Source organism: Streptomyces sp. NBC_01214 (assembly GCF_026340975.1).
Classification (GTDB): domain Bacteria; phylum Actinomycetota; class Actinomycetes; order Streptomycetales; family Streptomycetaceae; genus Streptomyces.
Genome location: NZ_JAPEOS010000003.1, coordinates 1,537,157 through 1,551,630, shown reverse-complemented (window position 1 = coordinate 1,551,630; position 14,474 = coordinate 1,537,157). Strand labels below are relative to the sequence as shown.

Below are 14,474 nucleotides of genomic sequence, written 5' to 3'. Positions count from 1 at the left end.
ACTTGCGGCTGCGGAATGCGGGGGCGCTCGCACGATCCGGGGGGGGGCCGTGCGAAGGGCGGACGGAGGATCGAATACCGTCGGCCGACATGACCGATCATGAGGTGCCCACGCAGCGTTTTCTCGTACTCCATGACTACGGCATGGGCGGATCGTGGTGGTGGGTCCACGCGAGGTCGGTGCGCGAGGTGCGTGAGACGTTCGCGGACGTGGAGGTCGTCGACACCGCGGACGCCCTCCGGCGGGCCGAGAGCTGGGACTTGGACGAGGCCCGGGTCGACGGGACGACCACACCGGAGGGGCTGGACGAACTGCGGGCCAAGCGCGAGGCCCAGCGCGGCCTCGACGGCTTCGGCGCGTTCGCCGACCGGGAGATCGTGTGGCTGCGGCGGCGCTGGGACTACGGGGACGACGAGGACCTGACGCTCTACCTGATGGAGATCGGGGCCGACGGCCGTAGGCTGCGCCAGGTCGAGCTGGCCCCGGACGGTCCCGGTGTGCGGAGCGACCCGGACGATTGGCCCTTCAATCCGCCCGTCGTGGATCTGTTCGACCCCGAGCTGGTGGGCATGGAGATCAGCGAGGCCGAGTTCGAGACGGCCTGGCTCGGCGCCCGACCGATGGAGTGGCCGCAGGACGAGGGAGAGGCCGCGGGAGCGACCGCGGGGCAGGACGAGTGAGGGACCGGGGCGCGGGGGCGCCTGCGTGCTACGCGCAGTCCGGGCACAGGCCGCGGTAGGTGACCTCGACCCCGGACACCGTGAAGCCGAAGCGCTCGTCCGCCGGGAGGCCGGCCAGGGGGTCGTCCGTCGGGTGGACGTCGCGGATGAGGCCGCAGGCGGAACACACCAGGTGCTGGTGCGGGTGGTGCGCGTTGGGGTCGTAGCGCTTCGCCCGGCCGTCGGTGGTGACCTCCACGACCTCGCCGAGGGCGACCAGCTCGCCCAGGGCGTTGTAGACCGTCGCCCGGGAGATCTCCGGCAGCCGCTGGGCCGCACGTGCGTGCACCTCGTCCGCCGTGAGGTGCACGTGGTCGCCGTCGAGGACCTCCGCGACCACGCGCCGCTGGGACGTCATTCGCCAGCCACGCCCGCGCAAACGCTCCATCAGGTCACTCATATCGGCCCACCTATTCAGGTTCGACGGGGTGCCCCGAAGTTGATCGGCGGACATCCGGGATCCGGTCGAATGTGGACCTGGTGTCCTTCTTGACTTGGATTCCGTCCATCGTAGGATCGGTTTCGTAGATAGCCAAGAGACAGGAAGACTCCAGAGCGGCAGGTGACAAAGACGTGACGGATCACCGCCGAGGAGCTGCCCGGTGCCGACACGCGTGCACCGGCCACCGGCGTCCCCTTGCGCGCAACCGTCCGGGACGGTGACCCCTCGGCGTCGAGGCGATCGACGGAGCCGAGCCCATGAGACGGGGCCCTGCGCCCCGCCCGTTCCATCGCATTCAGTCGCATTCAGTTCCTGAACACCGTGATCCGCCTGGTACGGAAGGATTCCCATGTCTGAGAACCATGATGCAATCGTCACAGATGCCACGTCGGAGGGTGGGGACGGCTGTCCGGTGGCCCATGGGCGAGCCGCACACCCGACCCAGGGCGGCGGGAACCGCCAGTGGTGGCCCGAGCGGCTCAACCTGAAGATCCTCGCCAAGAACCCCGCCGTCGCGAACCCCCTCGGCGAGGAGTTCGACTACGCCGCGGCGTTCAACACCCTCGATCTTCCCGCCGTCAAGCGGGACATCGCGGACGTGCTGACCACCTCCCAGGACTGGTGGCCCGCCGACTTCGGCCACTACGGCCCGTTCATGATCCGTATGGCCTGGCACAGCGCGGGCACCTACCGCATCAGCGACGGCCGTGGCGGCGCCGGGGCCGGCCAGCAGCGCTTCGCCCCCCTCAACAGCTGGCCGGACAACGGCAACCTCGACAAGGCCCGCCGTCTGCTGTGGCCGGTCAAGCAGAAGTACGGCCAGAGCCTCTCGTGGGCCGACCTGATGATCCTCACCGGCAACGTGGCCCTGGAGTCGATGGGCTTCGAGACCTTCGGCTTCGGCGGCGGCCGCCCGGACGTCTGGGAGCCCGACGAGGACGTCTACTGGGGCCCCGAGACCACCTGGCTCGACGACGAGCGCTACACCGGCGACCGCGAGCTGGAGAACCCCCTCGGCGCGGTCCAGATGGGCCTGATCTACGTCAACCCGGAGGGCCCGAACGGCAACCCCGACCCGATCGCCGCGGCGCGCGACATCCGTGAGACCTTCCACCGGATGGCGATGAACGACGAGGAGACGGTGGCCCTGATCGCGGGCGGCCACACCTTCGGCAAGACCCACGGCGCCGGCCCCGCGGAGAGCGTCGGCGCCGATCCCGAGGCCGCCCCGATGGAGGCGCAGGGGCTGGGCTGGAGCAACTCCTTCGGCACCGGCAAGGGTGGCGACGCGATCACCAGCGGCCTCGAGGGCATCTGGACCACCACCCCGATCACCTGGGACAACACCTTCTTCGAGATCCTGTTCGGCTACGACTGGGAGCTGTTCAAGAGCCCCGCCGGGGCGCACCAGTGGCGGCCGAAGGACGGCGCCGGGGCGGGTACCGTGCCCGATGCCCACGACCCGACCAAGACCCACGCCCCGACGATGCTGACGACCGACCTGTCGCTGCGGGTCGACCCGGCCTACGAGCAGATCTCGCGGCGTTTCCTCGCCAACCCCGCGGAGTTCGCCGATGCGTTCGCGCGCGCGTGGTTCAAGCTGACCCACCGCGACATGGGCCCCGTCGTGCGCTACCTCGGCCCGGAGGTCCCGACCGAGACGCTGTTGTGGCAGGACCCGCTCCCCCCGGTGACGCACGAGCTCGTCGACGCCGCCGATGTCGCCGCGCTCAAGCAGCAGGTCCTCGACTCGGACCTGACGGTCTCCCAACTGGTATCGGTCGCGTGGGCCTCGGCCTCGTCCTTCCGCGGCAGCGACAAGCGCGGTGGCGCCAACGGCGGTCGGATCCGCCTCCAGCCGCAGAGCGGGTGGGAGGTCAACGACCCGGACCAGCTGGCCGGGGTGCTGCGCACCCTGACCGGGATCCAGGAGTCCTTCAACTCCGCGCAGAGCGGCGGCAAGCGGATCTCGCTCGCGGACCTGATCGTGCTGGCCGGCGCGGCAGCCGTCGAACAGGCCGCCGAGGACGGCGGGTTCGCCGTGCAGGTCCCCTTCACTCCGGGCCGCACGGACGCGGCGCAGGAGCAGACGGACGTGGAGTCGTTCGCCGCACTGGAGCCGGCCGCCGACGGGTTCCGCAACTACCTCGGTAAGGGCCACCGGCTGCCGGCCGAGTACCTGCTGCTCGACCGGGCGAACCTGCTGACCCTCAGCGCCCCCGAGATGACGGTCCTGGTCGGCGGCCTGCGCGTGCTGGGCGCGAACCACCGGCAGGCGCCGCACGGCGTCCTCACCACGACCCCCGGGACCCTCACCAACGACTTCTTCGTCAACCTGCTCGACCTGGGCACGACGTGGTCGGCGACGTCCGAGGACGGGACCGCGTTCGAGGGCCGCGACTGCGCCACGGGCCGGGTGAAGTGGACCGGCACCCGTGCCGACCTCGTCTTCGGGTCGAACTCGGAGCTGCGCGCCCTCGCGGAGGTCTACGCGAGCGACGACGCGAAGGAGAAGTTCGTGAAGGACTTCGTCGCGGCGTGGGACAAGGTGATGAACCTCGACCGGTTCGACCTCGCCTGACCGTGACGTCCGGGCCGGCCGCCGCACCGGCCGGCCCGGACTACGGCTCCGCGTGGACGCGGCCCACGACGAGCCGGACGGCGCTGATCGTCAGGTCGGGATCGTGCACCTGTACGTAGTGATCGCTCCCGGTGGCCAGGAACTGCGGGGTCTGGGACCCCAACTCCACCAGCTCCTGCTGGACCCGGGGCCAGGCCCGCTCAAGGGTGTCCAGGAGGTCCTTCGGGGACCCCGGCGGGGCTGCGAAGGGTTCCGTCTTGCTGAGGACGGCCATGGGGACCGCGGGCAGCGGGTGCGCGGCGGTGACGGAATCGATCGAGCCGTCGATGTCCACCCTCTCGAAGGCGGGTTGCGCGTCGAAGGGCGTGCCGGGGCGGTCGAGCAGCGTGCGGTACGCGGCCCACCGCGCGCCGAAGAGCGCGCGGATGCCGGTGCCGAAGGCGTCGACGAAGACCAGACCCGCCGTCTTCTCGGGGTGTCGCTGGGCGTACAGCCGGGTGATCATCCCGCCGAAGGAGTGGCCGACCAGCACGTAGGGGCCCGGCAGGCGGGCGGACGTCACCAGCTCGTCGAGATCGTCGGCCATCGCGCTGAGGGAGCGGGCGCCGTCGACCGGCGTGCTGCGGGTGGTGAGCGCCGGCGGGTCGGCGTACCGGACGGTTCCGGGCCGGTCGTAGACGCAGACCCGGGTGAACGCCGCGACGCCGGGGAACACCGCCGGGGACTTCGGTACGGGCGGCCGGGTGTCGGTGAACGTCCAGGTGTCGGAGGAATCGTGCAGCCCGGATTCCAGCAGGACGAGGGGGCTGCCGCTGCCCTTGCAGCTCAGATAGATCTTCCGGCCGCCGCCCACCTCGACCTGGCCGGAGAAGTCGCCGGTGGCCGGGACGGTGGAGGGCGCGGGCGGTGAGCCGCGCAGCGCCGAGGGGCCGACGCACCCCGCAACGGCGGCCAGTACCGCCGCGGCCGCCACCACCAAGGGCAGGAGCGGAATTCGGTGTCGCATCGGTTCTCCGGGTCCCTCGTCGGTGCCCCTCCCCCGTCTTCCCCCGTCTCCCCCGATCATCCGGCACGAGGGGCCGCGCGTCCGGCATTGCCGGACGGGGAGTCGCGGCCCCTCGACCACCGGGTTGCTACGCGCCGGTGCCGGCGGCCACCTGGGCCATCTCCCGTTCCACGGCGCCGAGTTCTTCCTTCCGGTCCATGAGCACCAGCTGCTCCCGGTAGCGCTCCAGCGCCTTGATGAGCAGGAGGTCCCGGCTCGGCTCCATGGTGTACATGCGGCGCGCGGCGGCGACGGCCTCGGCCCGCAGGGCCAGCGCGATCTCGGGCAGATGTGCGAAGTCCTGGCGGCTGTATTCGTACAACGCCTCGGCGAGCAGCGGCAGATACGCCAGCGGACTCACCTGGACGAGCACGCGGTAGGCGGCGACCTCCTGCCGGGCCGGCAGGGTCTGTGATCCGAGGAGGGCGACTCGGGCTCGGAGTACCGCGTCGTGACTGGCGTGCGCTGAGTAAGTCATGACGGTGATTCTGAAAGCCGCACAGGGGTCCGAACAAGGGCAATTCACTGTGCCCTTGGTCCTACGAAAACAGCCTCTGACCTGTCATGATTGATACGTCTTCACCCTTGTGGCCGTGGGAGCCCGGCGGTCTCCGCGTCGAGGACGAGCCCGTGGACGGGGCACTGCTGCCGAGCCCGCACGCTGTACGACGGTCCGGGTCACAGCCGCGGCCAGGCCGACACGACCAGGAAGCCGGAGCGCAGGGTTCCCGTGGTGACGGCGCGTGCCGCAGGAGGGCTATCCGAGGAACGACAGCCGCACCTGACGCTCCGGGTTGTCCTTGTTCGTGTCCACGAGGGTGACGGACTGCCAGGTTCCGAGCTCCAGCACTCCGTCGATCACCGGCAGCGTCGCGTGGGGCGGGACGATCGCGGGCAGTACGTGGTCCCGGCCGTGGCCGGGGGAACCGTGCCGGTGTCGCCAGCGGGCATCGGTCGGCAGCAGCGAGGCCAGGGCTTGCAGGAGGTCCTCGTCGCTGCCCGCTCCCGTCTCGATGACGGCGAGTCCGGCGGTCGCGTGCGGCGTGAAGATGTTGAGCAGTCCGCTCCGGCCCCGCGCCACCTCCCCGAGGAACGACGTGCAGGCGTCGGTCAGGTCATGGACGGTCTCCCGGTCACCGGTCGTCACGACGATGGTGCGCGAGGCAAAGATGTCGGCCATGACCGCATCCTTGCGCCCAGCCGCCCCACCGGCACGCATCCTCGGCCGGTGTCGGCCGAACCGGCCGGCCGCCTACGATGATCGCAGGGGGCTCGATCCGGCCCCGCTCACGCTCCGGGGGGAATCGTGACCGAGGTGACCGACCGGCCCGTACCCCGTATGCCGTTCGCTGCTCGTCGAGGACGAGGAATGACGGAGGGGGACGACCTCACGGCCTTGGCGCAGGAACTCGTCGCGCTCGATGTGGCGGCCGGGGCGCGGTGGGCGGTGGGTCCGGCGCTGGCGGCCGTACGTGCGGTCGGCCGGAGCCGGCCGGAGCCCCGCGAAGGCGTCGCGGAGCGGGCCGCGCGTGCCGAGCTGTACCAGGTCGCCGCGTGGATCGCCTTCGACGCCGAACGGCACGGCGTCTCGCGGCGGCTCCACCTGCGGGCCCTGGAGTTGGCCCGGAGCGACCCGGCGGAAGGGCCGGACGCCGCCGTGGAGCCGCTGATCCTCGCGGTACTGGCGATGCAGGAGGAACACCTGGGGCGGCCCGCGCACTCCTTGCGGATCGCCTCGTCCGTGCTGGCCCGCGAGGCGCTTCCCGGCCGGGTCGCGGCGATCTTCCACGTTCGGGCGGGGCGCGCGCTGGCCCGCATGGGGAACGGACCGCTCGCCGGGAGGGCGCTGGGGACCGCCGCCGAGCTGCTGGCCGACCGGCCCACGGACCGGGACCCCGCCTGGGCCTGGTGGTTCGACCGGCACGAACTGGACGGCCACCACGGCCTGGCGCGGGCCGCGCTCGGGGACCTGGGCGCGGCGGCCGCTCTCCTCCACGACGCCGCGCACGCCGGCGGCGGTGACGGCGGTGACGGCGGCGGCCCCGCCTACCGGGTGCTGTTCGCCGCGGAACTCGCCCTGGTGCAGGCCCGGGCGGGTGACTGGCGCGAGGTCGACGCGGCCATGGCCACCCTGATGGACGGGGTGTCCTGCGTCGGGTCCGTGCGCGCGCTACGGGTTCTGGGCCGGGCCGCCCGGCTCGTCGAGGACGGCCGTCGCGTCCCGCGCCGTACCCGCGACACGGCCCGCCACCTCGCCCTGGCCCTGCGCGACACCGGTACCGGTATCGGTGCCGGCGCCGGATGAGCGGGGCGCAGGACACCCGGCGGACGTCGGCGGCGTGGTGGTCCGGTCAGGCCCCGGCCAGGCCCGTGACCTCCTGCACGTGGCGCAGGCTGGGCGGGGCGAGCGCCTCGTTCAGCTGCTGGAAGACCTGCCGCGCGGCGACCGCGTTCCAGTCCGCGGGAAGCAGTTCGGCGGGCAGTCCGGGGTCGAGGTAGGGCAGGCGGCGCCACTGGGTGAGCATCGGGACGTAGTGGCGGAAGGCCTCGGCGCCGTCGATGGCGGGCCGCTCGGTCAGCCCCGCGGCGACGGGCCCGTAGGCCTCGGTGAATCCGGCGTACTGCTCCTCGATCGCCGGGAAGTCCCACCACGAGCTGACCGTCCCGGGCAGGTCGCTGAAGGCCGCGTATTCGGCGGCGAACAGGTGCACGTACTCGCTGAGTCCGAGCCGGACGAGCACGTCACGGGCGTCACCGAGGAGGCGGCCGGGCGCCAGCCACACGCCCGGGGCGATGTTCCCGAAGCCCAGCCAGGTCAGCCGGGTGCGCAACTGGTAGCGGTAGGAGCGCTCGGACTCCGGTACGGAGAAGACGGCCATGACCCAGCCGTCGCTCAGCTTCGCCGGTTCCAAGCTGCCAAAGATGCGCCGGTCGCCCTCGTCGAAGACGGGCTGCGCGTCCGGGCTGAGCCGGTACCCGGTGGCGCCCCGGCGTTCCGGTTCCAGGACGCCCTTCTTCTTGAGTCGGGAGATCGCCGAGCGCGCCGCCGGACCGTCCACGTCCAGCTCGGCCATCAGGGTGATCAGGTCGGCGACGGAGATCCAGCCGCCGAGGCGTCGCAGGAACGCCCCGTAGACCGTGTTGATCAACGAGCTGGGCCTGAGGGGACTGTCCGCCATGATCACCTTCCGTCGTGTGCGGTGGTGATCCTATCGACCTGGGCGAACGCGATGCCGCCCAGGTCACGGCCCCGGCGGCGGGGCCAGGGCCGGGGTCAGAGGCGGGCGGCCCGCTTCAGCCGGCCCAGGTCCACGAACTTGAAGTCGGTGTCGGTACGGGCCTGACCGTCGGCTCCGGTGGTCCGGGGGGTGTTGTGGCCGTCCTGGACGACCAGCAGGCCGTTCGGGAACCTCTTGCCCAGCGGTGCGCTCGTGACGGCGGCGCCGTCGCACTCCTGCGAACCGTCCGGCGAGCCGGGCACGGCGGCGTCGCCGATGCGGAAGCCGCGGACGTACGCATGGTCGTGCTCGCGGTCGAAGACGGCGAAGGTGTCGTCGCCCTGGCTGGACGCGAGCAGGTAGCCGCCGCGGCCGGGCCGCTTCGGGTCGCGCCAGATGGTCAGGCCCTCCACGTCGGCGGAGACGTGCCGGCCGCCGAAGCCCGGGTCCGCGCCCGCGTCGCACTCCTCCGTCCCGGGGTTCCAGGTGCCGGGCACGCCGAAGGAGCGGACCTTCTCGATGAGGCGGGCGGGCGAGCGCAGGTCGGCGTCGAGCTTCCAGATGCCGACGTCCTCCTGACCGGCGTAGAGGTCACCGGTGTCGGGATCGACGACCATGCCCTCGACCTGGGGCCGTTCCCCCGGTTCGCCGCACGGCGCCCAGCCCTTCCCGTTCGGCAGGGTGAAGGAGGCGGGCAGCGAGGTGGTGCGGACGGTGCGGTAGCCGACCTTGCCCTGGGCGTTCGGCAGCAGTTCGGCCAGGGCGAGGTCGGTGGCGTGGCGCCGGCTGGTGACCGCGTACGAGCGACCGTTGCGGCGGTCGGTGTAGGCGGCCAGGCCGTAGGCGGTCCGCTGGTCGTTGACCTCGTCCTGGCTGGCGGAGAAGACCTGCGGGGCGGCCGCCTCGTCGGTGACGTCGACCAGCGGGGCGGTGCGCCGCTTCGGGTCGATCCGGTAGACGCGCAGCTGGTCGCGGCCGCGGTCGGAGACGACGGCCACGTCGTGGCGGCCGTCCGGGAAGCGGAGTCCGGTGATCAGGTCGACGTTGTTGAAGCGCCCGGGCTTGTCGCCGTCCCTCGGCGGTGCGGGCGCGGGCAGGGCCTGCACCTGGCGTCCGTCCAGGTCATAGACGCGCAGGCCGCCCTCCTTGGCGGTGGCGATGACCAGGCTGGCGTCGGGGTCCTTGGCGTTGCGCCAGATCGCCGGGTCGTCGGCGTTCGCGTTGCCGCCGGCCTCGTCGTCGAAGAGGGAGGGCGTCTCGACGGAGGCCGTCACCCGGGGCAGGGACGGTGCCGTGCCGCCGTGGTCCGTCTGGGCGTGCGCCGGTACGGCGATCACGCCCAGGACCACCACGGCCGCTGCGGCCACGGCCGGGGTCCGCCTGCTCGGGATCACGCGCATCATGCCTCCTATTGGGGGGTACGAGGGGGCCGGCCGCGCGCCGGCCGGGCTCTTCCGGCGGTCCGCGACGGGCCGCACCCACCGTGGGCCACGTTCGGGTGACGACCATGGAGCAGGCATGACGTGCACATGACTGAACGGTGAAATCCGGCGGCCCCGGGGCCGTCCCGGGAGCTTCCTTAGCGGAACGTTAGATCTGCGTGGCGGACCTTGTCCGGCTACGACGGCCGCCGCATGCTCTGGACACTCCCCCACCGCCGGGGCAGTTCTGCCGTCCCTCATCAGGGAACATTCCTCTGGAGCCGCCATGTCCCCGTCCGTCGTCATGCCCGCGTCGCCGCCCGGGGACGAGCGCAGGAAGCGCCGTCTCGCCCTGGTCGGCGGCTCGCTCGGCAATCTCGTCGAGTGGTACGACTGGTTCGTCTACGCCAGCTTCGCGATCTACTTCGCCGATTCCTTCTTCCCCGGCGACAACCCGACCACCCAGCTGATGAACACGGCCGGGATCTTCGCCGTCGGCTTCCTGATGCGTCCCGTCGGCGGGTGGATCCTGGGCCGTGCCGCCGACCGGCACGGGCGCAAAAGCGCGCTCACCCTCACCGTCACCATGATGTCGGTGGCCGCCCTGCTCATCGCCGTCGCCCCGACCTACGGACAGGCCGGGTACTTCGGCGCCCTGGTGCTGCTGCTCGCCCGGCTGCTCCAGGGGATGAGCATCGGCGGCGAGTACGCGGCCAGCGCCACCTACCTGACCGAGGCGTCGGCCCGGAACCGGCGCGGGCTGGGCTCGTCCTTCCAGTACGTGTCCATGACCTGCGGCCAGCTGCTCGGACTGGGCATTCTGATCACCCTCCAGCACACCCTGACCACGGCCCAGCTGGAGAGCTGGGGCTGGCGGCTCCCCTTCCTCCTCGGGGCGCTGTTCGCGGTGGTCGTCTTCTGGCTGCGGCGCCGGCTGCAGGAGACCGACGCGTTCAAGGAGGAATCGTCGGCGTCGGCGGAGGCGGGCGGGGACGCCCACGACGACAGCACGCGCGGCACGCTGAAGGCCCTGTGGCAGTACCGGCGGCAGGCGGGGCTGGTCATGGCGCTCACCCTCGGCGGGACCGTGGCCTACTACACGTACACCACCTACCTCACCAAGTACCTGGTCGGCAGCGCGGGCATGGAGAAGACCACCGCCACGCTCGTCAGCTTCACCGCGCTGACCCTCTTCGCTGTACTGCAGCCCTTCGCCGGCATGCTGTCCGACCGGATCGGCCGCCGACCCCTGCTGATCACCTTCGCAGTGGGGTGCACCGTCGGCACGTACCCGATCATGACCGCGCTCGGATCGGCGTCCTCGTACTGGTCCGCGCTCGGGCTGTCCCTGCTGGCCCTGGTCATCATCACCGGCTACACGTCCATCAACGCGGCGGTCAAGGCCGAGCTGTTCCCGACCCGGGTGCGCGCGCTGGGCGTGGCGCTGCCGTACGCGATCGCCAACGCGCTGTTCGGCGGCACGGCGGAGTACGTGGCCCTGTGGTTCAAGAACAGCGGGCACGAGAAGATGTTCTTCTGGTACGTCTCCGGGTGCGCGCTGATCTCGCTCGTCACGTACGTGCTCATGCCGGACACCCGCAATGCCGCGCTGAGCCGCGCCGAGGCCGAGGCCGACGGTGAGCCCGGGCAGGAGCGGCCGGCAGCGGCTCCCGCCGAGGCGGCACGCTGATCCGACCCGGTGAACCGGCGCGTCGGCTCCCGTAAGCTGCTGCGCCGGGTCACGGGGCGCCGGCACGTCGGTGCTCCGGCACGTCGGGGCTCCGGTACACGGGGCTCCGGTCACAGGTCGTGAGGGACTGTCTATGCACGCGCTTCTCGTCGAGGACGACGACCGCATGGCCCAGGCCCTGGGCACGGCCCTCGCCCAGCGCGGGCACACCGTCCGCCGGGTCGGGCGCGCCCTGGACGCCCTGCGGCACGTCCGCGAAGCCGAGTTCGTCCTGCTCGACCTGGGCCTTCCCGACCTCGACGGGCTGGAGCTGCTGCGGCGGCTGCGCACCGTCTGCGACGCGCCGCTGATCGTGGTGACCGCGCGCTGCGAGGAGCGGGACATCGTCCAGGGGCTGCGGGCGGGAGCCGACGACTACGTGGTCAAGCCGTTCCGGATGGCCGAGCTGATGGCCCGCATCGACTCCGTGCGGCGCCGGACGGATCCACCCCCGGGCCGGGACCCCGCCCCGACCGGGTCCCGGCCCGTGCGCACCGGCGATGTCGAGGTGGACCTCGCGGGTCGCACCGTCACGGTGGCGGGCGCCGCGGTGCGCCTCACCCGACGCGAGTTCGACGTCCTCGCCTTCCTGGCCGCCCGCCCGGACGAGGTGCATTCCCGCGAGGTGATCCTGGACCGGATCTGGGGTGACGCCTTCCTCGCGGCCTCCCGCTCCCTGGACGTCCATGTGGCGGGCATCCGCGCCAAGACCGGGCGCTCGGGCCTGGTGCGTACGGTCCGGGGGTTCGGCTACCAGCTCGGCTTGCCGGCCCCGGCCCCGGTCCCAGCCCCGCCCCCGGGCGCCGACCCCGCCCCCGACGTGCGGGGCGGCGAGCGGTGAGGCGCAGGCTGCTGGCGGTGCTGATGGTGCTCATGGGGGCGGCGGCGCTGCTGCTCTGCGTCCCCCTGGCCGACGCCTACGCGCGCGGGCGCACCGAGCACCTGCTCCTGCAACGGCGTTCGGAGGCCGTACGGTTCGCCGACCTCGCCGACCGGATGCGTACCGCCGCCGACCGGGCGGAGCTCTCGGCCGAGATCGGCCGCTACGCCCAGCTGTACGGGGCCGGAGTGGTCGTGGTCGACTCCGCGGGGGCGACGGTGGCCCGGGCCGGGACCGGACCGGCGGCCAGGGCGGCCACGAACGCGGCCACCGACGCCGATTCCCCCGAGGGCGGCTCCTCCGAAGGGACGGAGTCCCGTCGCCGCGCCCTCACCGGCCGCTCGACCGACCGGCTGCCCACCCTTCGCCCCTGGGGACCGCGCACCGTCGTGCTGGCCGAGCCGGTGGGCCGGGACGAGCGGGTGAGCGGGGCGGTCCTGATGGCCGTGCCCACCGGGGCCGCCCGCCGGGACGTGGCCGTGCGCTGGTCGCTCATCGCGGCCGGTGCGTTCGGCGCCTTCGCGGCAGCCGCACTGGTCGCGGCCGGGATCACGCGCTGGCTGATGCGCCCGGTACTGGACCTGGACCGGGCGGTCGGGCGGCTGACCGCCGGCAGCCTGCAGGCGCGGGCCGTGTCCGACACCGGTCCGCCGGAACTGCGCCGTCTGCGGCAGCACTTCAACACCATGGCGGAGGCGATGGCCGACTCCATCGGCCGACAGCGCGACTTCGTCGCGGATGCCTCCCACCAGCTGCGCAATCCGCTGGCCACCCTGGTGCTGCAGCTGGAGAACGTCGAGCCGCACATCGCACCCGGGCCGGGCCTGGCCGAGCACGGCCGTGCGCTGGACGAGGCGGAGCGCCTGGAGGAGCTGCTCGACGGCCTCCTGGCGCTCGCCCGTGTGGAGTCGGGCACGGCGGAGCTGGGCGACGAAGACGTGTCGCGGGCGGTACGGGACCGGGTGACGGCCTGGACCCCGGTCTTCCGCGCCGCTGGGGTGGAGCTCGTCGCCACCGGCCTCGCCGGGGGGCTGCCGGCGCGCGCCCTGCCCGACGCGGCGGGCCGGATCCTCGACGCGCTCCTCGACAACGCCGTGAAGTTCGTCCCGCGTGGCGGCCGCGTCGAGGTGTGCGCCGGCCGCGCGGCGGACGGGAGCGCCGACGCCGTCGTACGGGTCGCGGACGACGGCCCGGGGGTGCCGCACGAGCAACTGCCGCTGCTGTTGCGCCGTTTCGCACGCTCCCCGGAGCACCAGAACGTCCCCGGCAGCGGCCTGGGGCTGGCCATCGCCGACGAGATCGCCCGGATCAGCGGCGGCCGGCTCGACGTCCGCGGCAACGAGCCGCACGGCCTGGTGGCCGAGCTCCGGCTCCCGTCCCCTCCTCCCGCGTGAGGTCTCAGCCGTACACCGAGCGGTAGTGGGCGGCCGCTCCCGGGTGGAGCGGGACCTCGCCGGTGGAGATGGCGAAGCGGGGCTCCAGCCGGGCCCCCGCCGTCACCTCCCGCAGCAGGTCGCGCCACCGCTCGAACACCACCTGGAGCAGGTCACCTACCGCGCCCTGCGGTACGTCGGTCCGTGCCAGGAGGTAGTTGCCGACGCCGATGGTTCCCACCGGCTCCGTCAGCCCGTACACGCCGGCCGGCAGCGTGACCTCCGTGTAGACGGGGCCGTGGCGCTCACGCAGCGCACCGACGTGTGCGTCGAGCGGCAGGAACCGCAGCGGCAGCTCGCGCGCCAGGTCCGCCAGGGCCGGTGTGGGCACCCCGCCGGACCAGAACAGCGCGTCGACCGAGCCCTCGCGCAGGGCGCTCACGGAGGCGGCGAGGCCCAGCTGTCGCTCGTCCGCCGCGGGCGCCGGTGTGGATGCCGGTGCCGGTGTGGATGCCGGTGCCGGTGTGGATGCCGGTGCGGGTGCACCGCTCAGCCCGGCCGCCCGCAGGACCCGTTCCGCGACGACCTGTACCCCGGAGCCTGCCGCGCCCGCCGCGACCGGGCGCCCGGCGAGATCCCGCACCGAGCGCACCGGCCCGTCGGCCGGGACGACCAGGTGCGTGTAGTTCACGTAGACCCTGGCCAGGGCAGTCGCTGCGGCCGGCCGGAGGAACGGCTCCCGCCCCAGCACTGCGTCCTCGGCCACGTCCGCCATCGCCAGGGCCAGCTCGACGGAGCCCTCGTCCAACTTCCGCAGGTTGTTCACGCTGGCCGCGGTGCTCACCGGGACGATCTCGATCCGGCGGCCGCTCGTGGCAACGGCCCGCGCGAGGGCCTGCCCGAACGCGTTGTACGGTCCACCCTCGGGACCGGTCGCGAGCCGCAGTCGCCGTACCGGTCCGGAATCCCCCGAGCAGCCGGCCGGCAACGCCGCAAGGGCACCGAGGCCGAAACCCATCACCCGTCGCCGGGTCATTTCTGAGCTGGTCACGCCGGAAGCCTAGGC

The 14,474-nt window shown here is 72.8% G+C and carries 13 protein-coding genes; 6 read left to right on the top strand and 7 right to left on the bottom strand.

Annotation, left to right across the window (positions count from 1 at the left end):
* Window positions 1–89 precede the first annotated feature (89 nt).
* Entirely contained in the window at window positions 90–680 is a 591-nt protein-coding gene (locus OG594_RS43435) for a hypothetical protein (RefSeq protein ID WP_266607967.1), read from the top strand.
* 28 nt (window positions 681–708) lie between these two features.
* Here the strand turns inward: OG594_RS43435 and OG594_RS43430 are convergent, their stop codons facing one another.
* Window positions 709–1,119 (bottom strand): Fur family transcriptional regulator, encoded by a 411-nt coding sequence (locus OG594_RS43430; RefSeq protein WP_266607965.1) that lies wholly within the window; start codon window positions 1,117–1,119, stop codon window positions 709–711.
* A 391-nt stretch (window positions 1,120–1,510) separates the two neighbouring features.
* Between OG594_RS43430 and katG the strand changes: the two genes are divergently transcribed.
* Entirely contained in the window at window positions 1,511–3,742 is a 2,232-nt protein-coding gene (katG, locus tag OG594_RS43425) for a catalase/peroxidase HPI (protein WP_266607964.1), read from the top strand.
* Window positions 3,743–3,782: 40 nt separating this feature from the next.
* Here katG and OG594_RS43420 read toward each other — a convergent pair whose 3' ends face one another.
* The 3 genes from OG594_RS43420 to OG594_RS43410 form a co-directional block, all read right to left on the bottom strand.
* Window positions 3,783–4,748 (bottom strand): alpha/beta fold hydrolase, encoded by a 966-nt coding sequence (locus OG594_RS43420; protein WP_266607962.1) that lies wholly within the window; start codon window positions 4,746–4,748, stop codon window positions 3,783–3,785.
* A gap of 127 nt (window positions 4,749–4,875) precedes the next feature.
* Window positions 4,876–5,265 carry a hypothetical protein gene (locus OG594_RS43415; protein ID WP_266607960.1) on the bottom strand — a complete coding sequence of 130 codons (390 nt, stop codon included), beginning with the start codon at window positions 5,263–5,265 and terminating at the stop codon, window positions 4,876–4,878.
* A gap of 279 nt (window positions 5,266–5,544) precedes the next feature.
* Window positions 5,545–5,967, bottom strand: coding sequence for a secondary thiamine-phosphate synthase enzyme YjbQ (locus tag OG594_RS43410; protein WP_266607958.1), 423 nt, complete (start codon window positions 5,965–5,967; stop codon window positions 5,545–5,547).
* Window positions 5,968–6,156: 189 nt separating this feature from the next.
* On the opposite strand from OG594_RS43410, the gene OG594_RS43405 reads away from it, so the two are divergent.
* On the top strand, window positions 6,157–7,092 hold the full coding sequence (locus tag OG594_RS43405) for a hypothetical protein (protein WP_266607956.1): 936 nt from the start codon (window positions 6,157–6,159) through the stop codon (window positions 7,090–7,092).
* A 46-nt stretch (window positions 7,093–7,138) separates the two neighbouring features.
* Here OG594_RS43405 and OG594_RS43400 read toward each other — a convergent pair whose 3' ends face one another.
* A complete protein-coding gene (locus tag OG594_RS43400) occupies window positions 7,139–7,966 on the bottom strand; it encodes a PaaX family transcriptional regulator C-terminal domain-containing protein (protein WP_266607955.1) in 828 nt (275 codons plus the stop codon).
* A gap of 95 nt (window positions 7,967–8,061) precedes the next feature.
* Window positions 8,062–9,408 (bottom strand): phytase, encoded by a 1,347-nt coding sequence (locus OG594_RS43395; protein ID WP_266607954.1) that lies wholly within the window; start codon window positions 9,406–9,408, stop codon window positions 8,062–8,064.
* A 322-nt stretch (window positions 9,409–9,730) separates the two neighbouring features.
* On the opposite strand from OG594_RS43395, the gene OG594_RS43390 reads away from it, so the two are divergent.
* From OG594_RS43390 to OG594_RS43380, 3 genes are all read left to right on the top strand, one after another.
* Window positions 9,731–11,116 carry an MFS transporter gene (locus tag OG594_RS43390; RefSeq protein ID WP_266608870.1) on the top strand — a complete coding sequence of 462 codons (1,386 nt, stop codon included), beginning with the start codon at window positions 9,731–9,733 and terminating at the stop codon, window positions 11,114–11,116.
* A gap of 133 nt (window positions 11,117–11,249) precedes the next feature.
* Window positions 11,250–11,996, top strand: a complete 747-nt coding sequence (locus OG594_RS43385) for a response regulator transcription factor (protein ID WP_266607953.1) — start codon at window positions 11,250–11,252, stop codon at window positions 11,994–11,996.
* Complete coding sequence (locus OG594_RS43380; RefSeq protein WP_266607951.1) at window positions 11,993–13,429, top strand: HAMP domain-containing sensor histidine kinase; 1,437 nt, start codon at window positions 11,993–11,995, stop codon at window positions 13,427–13,429. The genes OG594_RS43385 and OG594_RS43380 overlap by 4 nt, the downstream gene beginning before the upstream one ends.
* A 4-nt stretch (window positions 13,430–13,433) precedes the next feature.
* Here OG594_RS43380 and OG594_RS43375 read toward each other — a convergent pair whose 3' ends face one another.
* Window positions 13,434–14,459: a TAXI family TRAP transporter solute-binding subunit gene (locus OG594_RS43375; protein WP_266607949.1), complete on the bottom strand. Its 1,026-nt coding sequence runs from the start codon at window positions 14,457–14,459 to the stop codon at window positions 13,434–13,436.
* Between the last annotated feature and the right edge of the window lie 15 nt (window positions 14,460–14,474).